Genomic DNA, 15055 nt, shown 5'->3' on the forward strand with positions numbered 1-15055 from the left:
AGATGCTTGCAAAATCGATTGGCAGCCATTATGATTTAAGGGGTCTAGCGATCGCGGTGCGATTACCTTTGATGCCGTTAGGCGTTGAGCACTACGGCTGGATGCCGCGAAAATCCTTGACTTTACTGCGTGCGATTACCTTTGATGCCGTTAGGCGTTGAGCACGATTCTGCTGGGGTTGCGGGGAATTCTGCGGCGGGATGTGCGATTACCTTTGATGCCGTTAGGCGTTGAGCACGTAATTCAGTCGTAGAGGTGGATAGAGGGAGTCCCGGTGCGATTACCTTTGATGCCGTTAGGCGTTGAGCACGAACAACTGGCCGCCTAATTATAGACAATAACAATATTGTGCGATTACCTTTGATGCCGTTAGGCGTTGAGCACGGGTGGGACGATCAGCAGGCGATCGCGGTACTTCGTGCGATTACCTTTGATGCCGTTAGGCGTTGAGCACTTACTGATAACTGTTCACTGTTAACTGATAAGCTGTTCGGCATTTAAACCTTAATGTCAATAATAGCGAAAGCCTTGTAGTGCGAGCATCTTGCTCGCTACTAATGCCCAATTTAAATGCATGACAGCTTAACTGGTACTCCCACCTCAGATGCCAATCGGCGTGTTCAACTCTAACCAAAGGTATCTTTTATGCAAACACTTGATTCGACCCAAGACACGATTCGTGTGTCTGCCCTTCACGCCCTCGCTTATTGTCCGCGCCTATTCTATCTAGAAGAAGTCGAAGAACTCTACACCCAAGACGCCGCCGTTTTTGCAGGGCGCCGACTCCATGTCGAACTGGAAAAACAAGAGGATGAAGACTGGGAAGACTTATTCCTAGAAAGCCCAGAACTCGGATTACGCGGTCGAGTGGACGCCCTCCGCACCCGCGATGGACAAACTATTCCCTACGAACATAAACGTGGACGCTGTTACCGAGACGAGAACAATCAACCCCAAGCTTGGAACAGTGATAAACTGCAAATTCTCGCCTACGCTTACCTGATTGAATCGGCTTTGGGTATCCCAATTTCAGAAGGACGAATTCGTTACCACGCCGATAACGTCTTAGTTCATGTTCCCCTAGATGATCTCGGACGCGCCACGGTGCGAGACGCTATCCAACAAGCGCGAATCCTACGACAATCTAGCCATCGTCCCCCAGTTACCGACAACGAGAGGATGTGTGTCCGTTGTTCCCTCTCCCCCGTCTGTTTACCCGAAGAAGCCCGACTCGCCCATAATCGGGAATGGCAACCGATGCGCCTCTTTCCCCCGGATGATGAACGCCAGGTGATTCATGTCTTGGAACCGGGAACAGCCGTTGGGCGTACCGGAGAACAATTGAAACTCAGCCGCCGGGGTCAACCTGTGGAAACGGTTCCCGTGCGTCAGGTGGGACAACTCGTCCTCCATAGTTTCTCACAAATCTCCACCCAAGCGCTGCATTTTTGTGTGACTCAAGGAATTGGTGTGCATTTTATTTCTGGGGGTGGGCGTTATATCGGCAGTTTTGATACCCGACAAGGCAGTATTCAGCGGCGCATCCATCAATATCAAGCTTTGAGTCAGCCGGATACTTGTCTGGAATTAGCCCGAAAATTAGTCACCTGTCGCGGTCAAGGACAGCGCAAATTCCTGATGCGGGGAAAGCGTGGCAGTCAGGGAAAATCGGCTAAACTAAAACGTGCGATCGCGCAGATGAAAGCGGTACTAAAAAATGTCTCTTCTGCCCCATCTCGTGAATCGTTATTGGGATTGGAAGGGAATTTAGCCGCGTCCTATTTTGCCGCGTTACCCTGTTTAATTGCCGCCACAGTTCCGCCTGAATTACGCTTTGACCATCGCAATCGCCGCCCCCCGAAAGACCGATTTAATGCCCTATTGAGTTTTGGCTATGCCTTATTAATTAAGGATGTGATGAATGCCATCCTCACCGTGGGGCTAGAACCCGCATTGGGATTTTATCACCAACCTCGTTCTCAAGCTTCACCATTGGCACTGGATTTAATGGAAATTTTCCGAGTTCCGTTGGTGGATATGGTGGTTATGGCTTCGATTAATAAAGGTCAGTGGGATGTACAAGCTGACTTTGACGTGCGGGGAGTACAGGTGTGGTTAAGTGATACGGGACGACGAAAGTTCGTGGGTTTATATGAACGCCGGAAACAGGAAACCTGGAAGCATCCTGTTACGGGTTATTCGCTCACCTATCGCCGTTTGTTGGAACTTGAAGTCCGTTTGCTGGAAAAAGAATGGTTCGGTGAAGGTGGTTTATTTGGTCAATTAATAGTGCGTTGAGGTGGGATATGGGTGAACAAAAAAACTGGTACTTAATTTGTTACGATATCCGCTGTCCCAAGCGCTGGCGCAAGGCGTATAAGTTACTTCAGGGATACGGTGAGCGGATTCAATACTCTATTTTCCGCTGTTTTTTGACCTTGCGGGGACGGGAAAAGTTGCGATGGGAGTTGGAGAGGGTATTAAAGGCGGAGGATAGTTTATTGCTAATTCGTCTTTCCGATCAATGTGTAAGTGGACTTCGCGCTTATAATCGTCCTGAGGCTTGGTCTGAGGTTCAAGCGGGATATCGGATTGTTTGATGCAACACTTAAGATTACCTCTGATGCCATTAGGTGTTGATTGATCATGTTTTAACCTCTCTCCTACAAGGAGAGAGTGCTTTTCTACTCTTGGAAATGGTGTATCACATTGAGTCTGAAAACGCTGTAGCAGCGAGCAAGATGTTAGCAGCGAGCAAGATGTTAGCAGCGAGCAAGATGTTAGCAGCGAGCAAGATGTTAGCAGCGAGCAAGATGTTAGCAGCGAGCAAGATGTTAGCAGCGAGCAAGATGTTAGCAGCGAGCAAGATGTTAGCAGCGAGCAAGATGTTAGCAGCGAGCAAGATGCTCGCACTACTATAAGGATGGGTTTGGGAAAGGCTTGCCAAACCGATTGGCAGTTATTATGATTTAAGAGTTCCTGTGATCGCTGTGCCATTACCTTTGATGCTGTAAGCGTTGAGTAGAGTAGAGTAGAGTAGAGTAGAGTACCCATTAGGTGTTGAGCAGAGCAGCGTTGAGCACTATCCCGTAAGTTGGACAGTCGCTGTGAAGCGGGCGGTGAGATTTATTCATACTTGGATCTTGCTGTCCTTGTTCCCTCAGATGCCGTCAGGCGTTTTTCTTGAATTTCCTTTTACTGTTGACGAGGTGTATAAACCAATGTATCCTGTAAGTAAGAATAGAACATCTTAAGCCAGATGGTGCTGAAATTTTGGCTGGTGGGCAATGCCCACCCTACGGCTGATATGAGTGCCATTCATCCCCACCTCGGATTGCCGTAAGGCGCTGAAAACACCTGGTTTCAACTAGGTTCAACAATGAATTCGACAATAGTAGAACGGCAAACAGGCGCGTCTCCCATCGAACTGTTTGTCAATTTAAGCTTTAGCATTCAAGGACAAATGCTTCCGGCTGATCACGGCTTTGGCTTGTTTTCGGCTTTATCTAAACGGTGTACGGCGATTCACCAGCAGAATGAAATTCAGATATTGACGATTCCGGGTATTCCCGATCGCCAAGGGAAGATTGCGCTGACGGATAGATCGCGCCTGCTGATTCGTTTACCGATTACCAAGATTCCCTTGGTTTATGCGATCGCGGGAAAACGAGTTCAGATTGGCAATCATCCCATACAGATTGGGATTCCCAGGATTGAACCCCTCAACGCCAAGTCAAGGGTGCGATCGCGGATTGTGACGATTAAAGGTTATACCGAACCCGAATCCTTCCTCCAGGCGGCGCAGCGTCAACTGAATCGGTTGGGGGTGTCGGGAGAGTTGCGAATTCCTCTAAATCGGGATCAAACACCGAAGCGCAAAGCGATAAAAATTCAGCAAGATACGGTAGTGGGATTTACCACTGAAGTTAGCCATCTTAGTGAAGAGGATTCCCTGACATTGCAACGGTGGGGATTAGGAGGGCGGCGACACATGGGTTGTGGGGTGTTTTTGTAACCAAGTCATTTGTCAAAACACTGATTTCACTGATTTATGGGAGAGATGGGGGTAGAGGGGTGAGAGGTTAGTCACACGGATTACACTGAAACGTTTATTCTCTCGTCTTGAGAGGCTGAATTCGCTGCGAAAATTAGGTTGATTATGTCTAAATTTAAACGACTTCTGGCTAAATCTCTATCTGATTCTGACTCAACCCGGAGTCAAAATGCGGCGACTTTTACGGGTCATATTGCCTTAGTTAAGCGAGGGGCTGAGGTATTGCTGAAGTGTTTAGATCGGCGAATTTTTCAACAACTGGGATTGGATGAGAGTGAAGTGGACTTATTTGCCAATACGGTGAGATTGGGGGCATACCTGCATGATTGGGGTAAGGCAAATCAGCATTTTCAAGAAATGGTTTATCTGAATACTGCCCAAAAATCCCCAGACCCGAAAAAACGGGACAAGCTTAAACAACTGCGTCAATTATGGGAGAAACATCATGGTAAACAAATGATTCGCCATGAAGTTTTAAGCGGTATCCTCGCCTTGCGTGTTCCTGAATTTCGCCATTGGTTAGAACAATGTGCAAATGCTGATCTGGTGATAGCTGTTTGGGCGGCGATGGGACATCATTTGAAGATGACGTCTGACCTGGACTTAACAATCCGTAGTGGAACCGGAAGTAGTTTATTTATTTATACCGACCACAATGATTTTAAACGAATGTTAAAAATGGGTCGGCAATTGGGACTCCCGGCTAATTTACCTGCCGTTCCTGGAAAAGTTTGGCAGAAGGAAGAACTAGAACGAGAATTAAAAGAATTATATCATGAATTTGACCAGATTGAACAGCAGATTATTTCTGAAAACGATACCAGGCGATTGAGATTTATTGCGGCGGTGAAAGCTACGGTAATTGCGGCGGATTTAGCGGGTTCGGCTTTACCTGTTGTGGACGAGAATATTAAGGATTGGATTGAGAACGTTTTATCGATCACCCTATCCGAAAACGACTTAGATCAGGTTCTTCAACAACGACTGCAAGGGAAAAAATTACGCCCGTTTCAACAGAAAATTGCCGCCACTCCCCATCGAATTACCTTAGTTAAAGCCGGGTGTGGTACGGGTAAAACTATTGGGGCGTATGCATGGGCGAAAAAATGGGCAGGCGATCGCAAGTTGTTCTTTGGCTATCCGACGACGGGAACCGCGACGCAGGGGTTTATTGATTATGCCCACGAGACGGATATTGAAGCCGATTTAATGCATTCTCGCGCTGATTTAGACCGAGAAATCTTGTTTTCTGGGGATGAAGATGAAGGGATTGATGATCGCCTAGCCGCCCTCACCGCTTGGAGACAAAAGTTGATTGTTTGCACCGTAGATACGGTTTTGGGGCTAATGCAAAATAATCGGCGATCGCTGTATTCCTGGAGTGCGATCGCTCAAGGGGCTTTTGTGTTTGATGAAGTTCATGCTTATGATAACCGCTTATTTGGGGCTTTATTGCGATTTATAGACACCTTTCGCGGCGCACCCATTCTGTTGATGAGTGCCAGTTTTACACCAGAACAGATTCAGGCAATTCAAGGAGTAGTTGGCGAATTAGGAGAAGCGACTCAGATTATTGAAGGTCCGAAAAATTTAGAAGTTTTACCACGATATCAGATTGAGTCTATCCCATCAGCCGATCAAGCTTGGGATAGGGTGCGAGAAACATTAACTCGTCAACACCAGAATAAAGTGTTATGGGTGACAAATTCGGTTAAGACTTGTCAGGAATTGTATCTAGAAGCAAAACAACAGATTCCGGATTCCATTCCTGTACTGATTTATCACAGTCGCTATCGCTATTTTAATCGGTTGGAGAAACATAAATGGGTGATAGATGCTTTTGAACATGAGGGTGCGGTGCTAGCAATTACCACTCAAGTTTGTGAAATGTCCTTAGATTTGAGTGCGGATTTATTAGTCACCCCAATCGCCCCAGCATCGGCGTTAATTCAACGGTTAGGGCGATTAAATCGTCGGGTAATGACTACAGCGAATCATCGGGTAAAACTGGCGTCGGGAAAAATTGCCCCAACCTTAGTTTATCCTTGGGATGATTCACGTCCTTACTCCCAAGACGAATTAGAAACGGGACAGCATTTAGTTGATCAATTAGCCGGAAAAGCGATTTGTCAGGAGAATTTAGCCAAGATTGTTGCCCAAATGTCTACTCCAGAACAACAGCCAAGTCAATCGGAATGGTTAGAGGGATGTTGGTGTACCCGTCCAAATTTTTTACGGGAACCGGGTTATACGATTACGGTTTTACTAGAGGAAGATTTAGCTAATATTAAAAATGCCGCCAATCAACGTCAGGATAAATCCTTTAAAAAAGAACGCCAACGGTGGACAATTCCAATTCGGATTATCCCTGGGTTTGAGAAGTGGCGGCGGAATGGATATTATCCCATTGCACCTCCCGATCAGGTGAAATACCGTTCAGAAACAGGGGCAAAATAACCCGTAGGGACACCATCCTTGCGCCCGAAAACCCCAAGCAAACGCCAATAATTTGAATCAGGGCGGGTTTTGTTGTTCAGTTATCAGTCATCCCTTAATTACTTAATTAAGTCCCTAAACCCGCCCCTACAGCCCTGATTAATTAAAGCCAATTTCAGTAACACTAGGTCAATTAAACGTTTATGTCAACCCAATTAACCTTAAACTTAAACAATCCTCACTTCACCTTACTTCATCGCGCTGGATTAGCGGGATTATGGATGAGTTTAAAGCAACTAGACGCCGAAACAAACGTTCGCGATCGCCCGGGTTATATTACCTGGGAACTAACACAGCGTCAGGTGAGTTTACAGTGGGAGGGAGAGGATTTTCAAGTCTTAAATTGGCTATTAAACGAATCCTTTCAATTAGACGATGGACGGATATCTTTAAGGGGATTAGACTCAAAGACAATGGATATTCAATCTCAGTTAATCCTGCATCAAGGTATCCTGGGAACCTTTTTACAGCATAACAAAACCCACACCTCCACAGGACTTGTCTCTAAATCCTTTATCCTTGAAGAAGGTAAACCGGAATTAGTGGCGCGATATAAACATCTGTCTGGATACATCTATCAACAGGCAAAAATCCTGTGTGACAAGCAGGGAAAATTCCTCACCAAACCGATTAAAGTACCGGGATGGTTAAATCCGGGGACAGTGGTACGACATATTGCTTTTAGTTCCAATACTAGCTTTGAAGAAACACCAGAATCCGTATTCGTTTTATTATTTGCGGCGGTAGCCTGTTGTTACTATTCGATTCGGTCAAAATTACGGGATAAACGGGCAGAATATGCTTTAGTTATCCCCGAAATTACCGACTTAGCCGCTTACGCTAATTGGCGGCGTCATCGGAAATGGCGAGAGGAGGGATATAAAGACTTTTTTGCCTCTGGGTTAGGGGATGCGGGGTTAAAGTTTTTGACCTATATTACTAAAGATATTTTGGCAGAACGTCCCTTTAAACGCTGTCAGGTGATTACATTAGGAACAGTCCCTTGGGCGAGTCAGCAAAAAACGCGCACGGATTTGTATTTAGTTGAGGCAAATGAGCGAATTGAGCGGAATTATCAGGTTTGCGATAATTATTTAAGTACCCGTGATGTGGCGGGGAAAGAAGGGTTGTTTATTTCCTGTAGTTTTGCCAGGGAGTTAATTGCAGAAAACTTAGCCAGGGGTAAACATTGGTATGCAGGTTTGGCAGATAATGCCACGAGTAATGAGTTATTTCAAAAGTTGACCTATGAACGCGGAGGACTCAATCAGATGGTTCAAGAAGTGGAATGGGATCGAGAAAGTGAGAAGCTATTTGTCAAGGCTTGTCATGAAGCAATTGGCTATAACCATAAACAACTTTATAAACGAGCGAAAGACAGGAAGGAAGTGCCGAATTATGAACGGGAGGATACCAAGTTTCGCACAGGGTTGGCGCGGTGTAAAACCGCTGTGGCGTTTCGGGAGTTTATTACTGATTACTTATCGAGGGCGCGATTTATGCCCACGCTGGAGGAAAATTGGGAAGGGTTTATGGATTTAATTATGGGGGCAAAGGATTGGAAAAAAGGACGGGATTTGGCGTTATTAGCCTTAGCTAGTTATAAGCGCAGTAGTCAGAGTCAAAAGGTAGGGACGGAGGAATCAGCAGAAGATGAGGATGAAATTGATTTTGGATATTAAATACATAACCCTGATTATTTCTGATTTTGTCGAGGCTTGTTCAGGTATGTATGGGCGAAGCATTCGTGCTAAATTTTTTATCCGAAGCCGAATAATTTTGGGTTTTAATCGTCAATTGAATCAGGACGGGTTTCGTTGTTCAGTTATCAGTCACACCCTTAATTAAGTCCCTAAACCCGCCCCTACAGCCCAGATCTCAACCCCACAGTAACCAATTATCAACCGTTTGGAGAACAAATCATGACGTTTCATTTATTTGGCAATATCTTAACCAGCTACGGCACCGCCGCCAATAACCGTGGCGAAAACGAAGGCAATATCACTACCCTCCAAAAACTCCTCTGGAAAGGAGAAGTTCACACCACCGTATCCGCTGAAGCCATCCGCTGGGCGCTGCGATACTATTGGCAAACCGCTGGGGGTGACTATACCGTAAATCGCTGTTGGGATGATCAGAAAAATGATAATGTTTTACAGGGCAGTTTTGATGAAACCACCTACATTGATGATGATGTCCTCGGTTACATGAAAGCAGAAGGGGCGAAACAAGAATTTAGCGACGAAGAGAAAAAAGGGAAAGGGAAGAAAGCCAAAGGGACTAATTTAGCAAGGCGGGGAGTCTTAGAAGTCACTCGCGCCGTTTCCACGATTCCTTATGCGGGAGATATTACCTTTAATTCCGCCAGTGGACAAAAGGGGAGAACCTCTCTTTATGGAACAGAAGTTCACGCCACGCGCTATCAATATGGCTTTGCTTTAACCCCTAATCGATTGAAAGAGACATCTCGGATTATTCCAGTGTTAGACGGGTTAGTTTCCTTAGGAGAAGTCGCCGGAAACCACGCCCGTTTTCTCTATGACTTTTCGCCAGAAAGTTTAGTCTTGCGGTGGACACAGGATTTCTCGCCTCGGATTCTCTATTGTTTCCAGGAAGATGAAGAGGGGGAGATATCTCTGCCCAGTTTAATCCATCGTGTGGAAGTGGGAGACATTGAAGCAACCGAACTCTGGGTAGCGGGTGCAATTGCCAAAACCCCAGAAGGCGATCGCTTGGAGGAATTAGGTGCTAATGTGCTAGCGGGGACAAAAGTAGCAGTTTCGACGCTTAAACAACAGATTGCCAATGATTTACAGTTACCGCAATTGGAGGGAGTATCATGATTACCGCCCTCAAAGTTGAGGTTCCCATCGCCTGTTTCCGTGTCTCCCGCGCCAGGGAATACGCCCAAACCTACCCGGTTCCGCCTCCAGCAACGGTTTATGGTATGCTCTTATCCATGGTGGGAGAAATGGATCGATATCGGCATTGTGGGATTAAGTTAGCGATCGCGCTATTGAATGAACCAGAAAAATCCACCATACTCCGCACCTTTCGCCGATTCAAAAAGAAGCAAATCTTTGATCCCACCAATGCGCGTCCAGATTATCAAGAGTTACTCAGTGATATTCAGTTTATCGTCTGGGTAGCCTCAGGAAACGACAACGCCCAACCAAGATTATGCCAACGATTAACAGACGCGATCGCGAATCCAGAAACGGTGGATCGATTTGGTGGGTTAAGTTTGGGTGAAAGTCGGGATTTAGTCAATGGGATTAATTTGTTACCGGAAGACTATCGGGGTGAATCACTACGCTGGTTAGTGCAACAGGAGGATGGACTATTAACGTTACCCTATTGGGTGGATCATGTTGGTTCAAAAGGAACCCGTTGGCAACGATTTCAGTTACTTCCTCCGAGTGAATGGGGTCAACCCCCTGACAATGCGTGGACAGAAATTCGGGTAGAGTAATTTACAAGCATCTGTGTCTGTTGAGGTTTGGAAGGCTGGGGAATAGGGTGCAAATCCATACAGGGCTTGGGTTTGCGGCTCTTTTAAGGGAGAGGGAGATGCTTGCAAAATGCCGGGATTCCTTTCAGGATAAGGGTTACAGCGTTTTGATTTTTGGCAAAATTAGCCAAATTTGAGTCAATTTTGGCGTGAGGAGAGTGGAGTTGGGGAGATGCTTGCAAAACCGATTGGCAGCCATTATGATTTAAGGGTTCCCGCGATCGCGGTGCGATTACCTTTGATGCCGTAAGGCGTTGAGCACATCACGGCAATAACAAGGATAAGGCTGCCTTCACCTGTGCGATTACCTTTGATGCCGTAAGGCGTTGAGCACACTCGGCTATATTCGGAAAGTTTACCGCTTGTTTTTCTTCGTGCGATTACCTTTGATGCCGTAAGGCGTTGAGCACTGATTGCCCCTTTAGCCACCTCCTCACTTAGAGCCGTGCGATTACCTTTGATGCCGTAAGGCGTTGAGCACTTTCTGATCCCAACAATGGGGCATGGTGCTTGCTGTGCGATTACCTTTGATGCCGTAAGGCGTTGAGCACCCGACACTAAACGAAAAAGTGACGTTTTATGCAAAAGGTGCGATTACCTTTGATGCCGTAAGGCGTTGAGCACGCAAGATTAACGGACTCCAGAACTGGTTAAACCAAGCGTGCGATTACCTTTGATGCCGTAAGGCGTTGAGCACAACGGAAAACTGCAAGACAGACAGATAGGACTTGACCGTGCGATTACCTTTGATGCCGTAAGGCGTTGAGCACAAGTGCGATCGCCCGACAGTCGGCGACATTGGTTAGTGCGATTACCTTTGATGCCGTAAGGCGTTGAACACTTGGTTATTCGAGAAAGTTCCCCTTCTCCCGTGCAACAAAAGCGAAGCATCCTCTGTCCTCCCCCCTGCAAAAAAAGCGAAGCATCATCTGTCCTCCCCCCTCTTGTAGGGGGGAACGAGGGGGGTAGGGGGGAACGAGGGGGGTCGGGAGAAGGGGTTAGGGGATGAGGGTGAAATGCTTGCCAGTCGTGCTTTTCAGCTTAAGTTGACACCAATAACAGATGTGCGCCCTTCTCCAAAGTACGATCTAATTTAAATAAACAATCAAGCGGACATGATATAAGTCAGATTACTCTTCCAGAACCCTCCGCCTACGTTCCCAGGAATCAACCGACAAACTTGACATACATTCATTCACCTCAATTCCCCATAATCCTCCATTCTCTTGCTTTAAGTTCCGCTAATTTCTCCAACAAACTTTCAGCTAAATCAAATAACTTAAACTCATCTTCCTCATCCCCAGAATCGCGGGTCATCTCTCCAACCGTAACCCCACCTGCCAAAATCATGGTCGCTTCATGCAGTTTATCCGATTCGTCAGGAATACTCAAACAGTCTCCCAACTGGGCAATAATTTGAGCTAATCCCTCAGTTTCCATTTGCTGCTGCACTCGCATCGCTAAGGGATGATCACTGTCTCGCGCCCAGACTGCGGCGGAATAATCACTCGCCAAAAAAGCACCGATAAATTCGACAATTGAGGTATCAATAAACGTTTCTTCCGATGCTAAAGTAACAGAATTCTCTACCGTTGTTTCATCATCATCCCATCTGTCTAACCAATCTCCCTCGATATCCTCAATATACAAATTCACAAAATCAAGTCCATGAGTCAGCCAATCCTGCTGCATTTTTCGGGATTTTTCCAGCGCTTCAGAAAAAGCGCCTAAGTCATCATGACTGTAATTTTGTTGTTTGGTGACCATAACTTAGATAGAAAATTCCGTTTGTGCTAAAAAAATTCGGTCGTCATGACTAATCTGCCCAGTTAGGGAAATTGGAGATAACGCCCCAGGGGAAGAAAGTCACTGTTATGAAGTGTTATTGTTACTAACTGCTCCAAGAAATCGGGTTTTCCAGGGTTATAACTTAGGAAAAGTCCTCTATCGATTACCCACATTTGTAGCGTATTTTGCCAATTTTGATATTTTTTTTGAGAATAGTTATTACTCACGCTAGTCACCTGAAGGCAAAGTGGTTTTCTTTGACGATAACTAACAATCAAATCGGTTGCCATAGAAAAATCGGCGATATAGCGTCGCCAAACTGTACCCCCTCGACTCTCTATAGTTTGAACAATGGACTTAAGGATATCATCGTCCGTTTGACTAAATTCGCATGACATCAATTTTTGTTTCCAAATATAAAACTTTGGATCATTGCTATTTAGCCATAGGGGAAAAAGATAACCATACCAATATTGTTCCGTGGGCGTCATTTTCTCAAAAGCAGAGTCCTGCAATTCTGGAGAGGATAAGCCTTTAAGCTTAAGCCAAACGTCAGCATCTCGAATCACCTCTAACAAAAACGCCATGACAAATTTTTTGGCAGTAAGCGAACCTGGCTTGATGTCTTTTACCCAGCGATTGATCTCATCTAACCGTTTCGCTAAACAGGGTTCTATCGATGATGCTTTTTTCATTAGGGATTTGAGTTGATCCTTGATTTCTAGGGGATGCACATGATTGCTCTATTTGTCGATAACGGGATGATGGTTGAATTTATTATATCTCACTTCGTCCCAAGTCTCTACTCAATTAGCCATTAATTAAATTAACCTAAAGAAGCGCTGTATTGAGCAAAAATTGTACTTAGGATCAGGGCAGGTTTATTCACTGGGTAAGATCTCGCCGCAGCTAAGAGTAAAACCCGCCTCTACAAATCAACCTTTTGATTGAAGGGTGTGATGCAAGCGTTGATGGCGAAGACAGCGCCTACTACAAACGGCGCGATCGCACACAAGAAGGCGAGGATGGCAGCGAACCCTAGACGCCTTAAATTAGAACTAGCCAATACCTGGATCATTTCTGTTGCTTATTCAGATTGCTGGGACTGTAGCCAATTGAGCAATACTTGAGTGCTACTAAAATAATTGGTAATCCCCACATTTCGCAAGGCGGCTTGAACTTCGGGTGTACCAAAGTCCCGTTCATTACTACTCAAAAATACTTGAGTTTCCGTCGGGTATAACCGAGCCTGATGTAGAATACAGTGAAGAATCAGATTATCTGTATAATCTTGATCAATTAAAGAAATAGTTAAACCATCTTGGATTATGGGCGACGTTAAATCAATGAGTTCGGCTTTCCCAGATATCTGGTTAATCGCTTGAAACAGACGCATTTTTACCTCTGACAGTAACGCCCTGTTTTCTTGACGGGATTGATCTAAATATAATAGTAATCGTTGAGCATGGGATGAGGTTTGATCACGCCGTACTTGACTAATTTGTAAGTTTAACTCATTTTCAAAGCGTCTGCGATACTTTAGCTCCTTTTCCAAGGCTGATAATGCTTCCATCACGCAAATACTTGGCAGGACGAATTGTACCGATGGTAAGCTACTCTCTAACAGAGTATTGGCTTGCGGATCACGCCCAGTACAAATACTCATCAAAAAATTGGTCTCCAAGTAAAGTATCACCCGCAATCTCCACGTCACTTTTGGTGCTTCCATCTTCTAGCTGCTGCAACAAACCAATAGCAGCTAAATCGTTAGTTGCTGGCGGTGTGACGGATTTCCAGTGATAAGCTAAGTCTCGCAGCCAAGACTCAATTAACGCTTCTAGATAATCTCCATCAATGGTTTGATTGTCGCAGCTTGGATCATAGTAGTTTACTATATTTGTTGTTTTTAGGGAACAGATCGCCTCAGACCAATTGACGCCATCCCATTGAACAATTTGAATCGTTTCGGGGTCAACTAGCATCGCGAATGGAACCACGGTTTGTGTGGCTTTTAGGTAGGAGGTAAATTGAGAGAGGGTAAGCTTAACCACACGGCTACCTCTGACATCACCAACTAGAACAACTCGTCCCTGTTTGTCTAAGGCAATTACATCAGCAGAGATTTGATGGCGGAATATCGGATTGGCGGTTTCCATAGGGTTGATTGGTGATGGGTGATTGGTTATAGTTTAACAACAATGGGTTGACAATCTAATCCCTTGGCGGCTGTTAATTTTTCTTCACACTCAATCGGATTCGGCTGAAATAACAGTTTCAAATTGGTCGTATCTTCGGGAACTTCAAACACAAGCTGTCCCTGTCGTTGATCGCCGGGACTAATTTCACCTGTCGGCGTCTCAATATCCTCCAATGCACTGGCTAAAAGCGCCACTTCATAAGTATTATTGTTGCTATCGATAACTTCAAAGGAAACCACGGAAAAGGTTTGTGCTTGTTGTCCTTGATTAACAATTGTTGTATCGACTACTACCCACTGATTTCCTTTATTGGGTTGAATCACGCCTTTTCCGGGATGTACCCTGGTGCTGTTAACAGTAAATTGGAGATTGAGATTGTTTTGGCTGATGGAAATGACCTCACCGAGAGAATGGGTTGGTGCTGAAATGGGCTTGGTTGCAGGAGATTCAGTCGTTTCCCCAGACGTGCGATCGCGACTTTCACGACTTTCAATCGTCTCAGGGTTTTGTTCTGATGGAGAACATCCTAGGGCTAAAGTGAGGAGGGTAATCGACGCGATCGCACCGATTTTGCTTCTATTGTTTTTATCCATACTTAGCCATCCTTGTCAATACAAGCAAGAAAAATAAACGTGATAAATTGACTAACATTTGGGCAAATCAAACGAATCTAGGCAACAATTTGGTTGATAAGCGATAGCCATGGGCAAGAAACTGGTAGAAGGCAGGAGGTAAAAGTTATATATTATTGTAGGGGCGGGTTTAGCCGTTTAATTGATGGGTATACCGATAACTTATCAACAAAACCCGCCCTCTTGTCGTTTCGATTTGAGACAAATGACAAATGACAAATGACAAATGACGAATACCCTAACTTCCCAACATCTGCAACTTATACAAAGCCGCATACAAACCATTCTGTTGCAACAGGTGTTCATGAGAACCAGATTCAACCAACTCACCCCGCTTAAGCACCAAAATTCGGTCTACATTGCGGATGGTTGAGAG

14 protein-coding genes and 2 CRISPR repeat arrays are annotated in these 15055 nt (G+C 45.3%); of the genes, 8 read left to right on the forward strand and 6 right to left on the reverse strand.

Annotated elements, in window-relative coordinates; genetic code table 11:
* Positions 1-56: 56 nt before the first annotated feature.
* Positions 57-455: direct repeats of the CRISPR family, unit length 37 nt; unit sequence GTGCGATTACCTTTGATGCCGTTAGGCGTTGAGCACG.
* A 190-nt stretch (positions 456-645) separates the two neighbouring features.
* The 3 genes from MC7420_RS18510 to MC7420_RS18520 are packed head-to-tail and all read left to right on the forward strand — an operon-like array spanning position 646 to position 2921.
* Positions 646-2298, forward strand: a complete 1653-nt coding sequence (locus tag MC7420_RS18510; protein ID WP_006102354.1) for a type I-MYXAN CRISPR-associated endonuclease Cas4/Cas1 — start codon at positions 646-648, stop codon at positions 2296-2298.
* An 8-nt stretch (positions 2299-2306) separates the two neighbouring features.
* On the forward strand, positions 2307-2600 hold the full coding sequence (gene cas2 / locus MC7420_RS18515) for a CRISPR-associated endonuclease Cas2 (RefSeq protein ID WP_044208133.1): 294 nt from the start codon (positions 2307-2309) through the stop codon (positions 2598-2600).
* A gap of 36 nt (positions 2601-2636) precedes the next feature.
* Positions 2637-2921: a hypothetical protein gene (locus MC7420_RS18520; protein ID WP_157453221.1), complete on the forward strand. Its 285-nt coding sequence runs from the start codon at positions 2637-2639 to the stop codon at positions 2919-2921.
* Between the two features lie 274 nt (positions 2922-3195).
* Here MC7420_RS18520 and MC7420_RS43405 read toward each other — a convergent pair whose 3' ends face one another.
* A complete protein-coding gene (locus MC7420_RS43405; RefSeq protein ID WP_269546310.1) occupies positions 3196-3318 on the reverse strand; it encodes a hypothetical protein in 123 nt (40 codons plus the stop codon).
* A 61-nt stretch (positions 3319-3379) separates the two neighbouring features.
* On the opposite strand from MC7420_RS43405, the gene cas6 reads away from it, so the two are divergent.
* The 5 genes from cas6 (at position 3380) to cas5 (ending at position 10022) form a co-directional block, all read left to right on the forward strand.
* Entirely contained in the window at positions 3380-4015 is a 636-nt protein-coding gene (gene cas6, locus MC7420_RS18525; protein ID WP_006102236.1) for a type I-MYXAN CRISPR-associated protein Cas6/Cmx6, read from the forward strand.
* Positions 4016-4159: 144 nt separating this feature from the next.
* Positions 4160-6511 (forward strand): CRISPR-associated helicase/endonuclease Cas3, encoded by a 2352-nt coding sequence (locus MC7420_RS18530; protein ID WP_006102175.1) that lies wholly within the window; start codon positions 4160-4162, stop codon positions 6509-6511.
* A gap of 182 nt (positions 6512-6693) precedes the next feature.
* Positions 6694-8232 (forward strand): type I-MYXAN CRISPR-associated Cas8a1/Cmx1, encoded by a 1539-nt coding sequence (cas8a1, locus tag MC7420_RS18535; protein WP_006102148.1) that lies wholly within the window; start codon positions 6694-6696, stop codon positions 8230-8232.
* Positions 8233-8472: 240 nt separating this feature from the next.
* Positions 8473-9393, forward strand: a complete 921-nt coding sequence (cas7i, locus tag MC7420_RS18540; RefSeq protein WP_006102366.1) for a type I-B CRISPR-associated protein Cas7/Cst2/DevR — start codon at positions 8473-8475, stop codon at positions 9391-9393.
* Positions 9390-10022, forward strand: a complete 633-nt coding sequence (gene cas5, locus MC7420_RS18545) for a type I-MYXAN CRISPR-associated protein Cas5/Cmx5/DevS (protein ID WP_006102310.1) — start codon at positions 9390-9392, stop codon at positions 10020-10022. The genes cas7i and cas5 overlap by 4 nt, the downstream gene beginning before the upstream one ends.
* A gap of 265 nt (positions 10023-10287) precedes the next feature.
* A CRISPR array of direct repeats spans positions 10288-10902; the repeat unit is 36 nt; unit sequence GTGCGATTACCTTTGATGCCGTAAGGCGTTGAGCAC.
* 359 nt (positions 10903-11261) lie between these two features.
* On the opposite strand, the gene MC7420_RS35430 is transcribed toward cas5, so the two are convergent.
* From MC7420_RS35430 to MC7420_RS18570, 5 genes are all read right to left on the reverse strand, one after another.
* Positions 11262-11828, reverse strand: a complete 567-nt coding sequence (locus MC7420_RS35430) for a hypothetical protein (protein ID WP_006102262.1) — start codon at positions 11826-11828, stop codon at positions 11262-11264.
* Between the two features lie 62 nt (positions 11829-11890).
* Positions 11891-12583, reverse strand: a complete 693-nt coding sequence (locus MC7420_RS18555) for a hypothetical protein (protein ID WP_006102131.1) — start codon at positions 12581-12583, stop codon at positions 11891-11893.
* A 353-nt stretch (positions 12584-12936) separates the two neighbouring features.
* Positions 12937-13515: a PIN domain-containing protein gene (locus tag MC7420_RS18560; RefSeq protein ID WP_044208138.1), complete on the reverse strand. Its 579-nt coding sequence runs from the start codon at positions 13513-13515 to the stop codon at positions 12937-12939.
* Positions 13493-14005 carry a hypothetical protein gene (locus MC7420_RS18565; protein ID WP_006102302.1) on the reverse strand — a complete coding sequence of 171 codons (513 nt, stop codon included), beginning with the start codon at positions 14003-14005 and terminating at the stop codon, positions 13493-13495. Before MC7420_RS18565 ends, MC7420_RS18560 begins: the two co-directional genes overlap by 23 nt.
* 26 nt (positions 14006-14031) lie before the next feature.
* Positions 14032-14640: a DUF4352 domain-containing protein gene (locus MC7420_RS18570; protein ID WP_006102152.1), complete on the reverse strand. Its 609-nt coding sequence runs from the start codon at positions 14638-14640 to the stop codon at positions 14032-14034.
* Between the last annotated feature and the right edge of the window lie 415 nt (positions 14641-15055).

The organism is Coleofasciculus chthonoplastes PCC 7420 (genome assembly GCF_000155555.1).
GTDB lineage: Bacteria > Cyanobacteriota > Cyanobacteriia > Cyanobacteriales > Coleofasciculaceae > Coleofasciculus > Coleofasciculus chthonoplastes_A.

Bases quoted from the DNA above. Each gene is read 5' to 3' on its own strand.
- MC7420_RS18565 (WP_006102302.1), bottom strand. From the start codon at position 14,005: ATGGAAACCGCCAATCCGATATTCCGCCATCAAATCTCTGCTGATGTA.
- cas2 (WP_044208133.1), top strand. From the start codon at position 2,307: ATGGGTGAACAAAAAAACTGGTACTTAATTTGTTACGATATCCGCTGT.
- MC7420_RS18570 (WP_006102152.1), bottom strand. From the start codon at position 14,640: ATGGATAAAAACAATAGAAGCAAAATCGGTGCGATCGCGTCGATTACC.
- cas8a1 (WP_006102148.1), top strand. From the start codon at position 6,694: ATGTCAACCCAATTAACCTTAAACTTAAACAATCCTCACTTCACCTTA.
- MC7420_RS43405 (WP_269546310.1), bottom strand. From the start codon at position 3,318: ATGGCACTCATATCAGCCGTAGGGTGGGCATTGCCCACCAGCCAAAAT.
- MC7420_RS18560 (WP_044208138.1), bottom strand. From the start codon at position 13,515: ATGAGTATTTGTACTGGGCGTGATCCGCAAGCCAATACTCTGTTAGAG.
- MC7420_RS18530 (WP_006102175.1), top strand. From the start codon at position 4,160: ATGTCTAAATTTAAACGACTTCTGGCTAAATCTCTATCTGATTCTGAC.
- MC7420_RS35430 (WP_006102262.1), bottom strand. From the start codon at position 11,828: ATGGTCACCAAACAACAAAATTACAGTCATGATGACTTAGGCGCTTTT.
- cas7i (WP_006102366.1), top strand. From the start codon at position 8,473: ATGACGTTTCATTTATTTGGCAATATCTTAACCAGCTACGGCACCGCC.
- cas6 (WP_006102236.1), top strand. From the start codon at position 3,380: ATGAATTCGACAATAGTAGAACGGCAAACAGGCGCGTCTCCCATCGAA.
- cas5 (WP_006102310.1), top strand. From the start codon at position 9,390: ATGATTACCGCCCTCAAAGTTGAGGTTCCCATCGCCTGTTTCCGTGTC.
- MC7420_RS18510 (WP_006102354.1), top strand. From the start codon at position 646: ATGCAAACACTTGATTCGACCCAAGACACGATTCGTGTGTCTGCCCTT.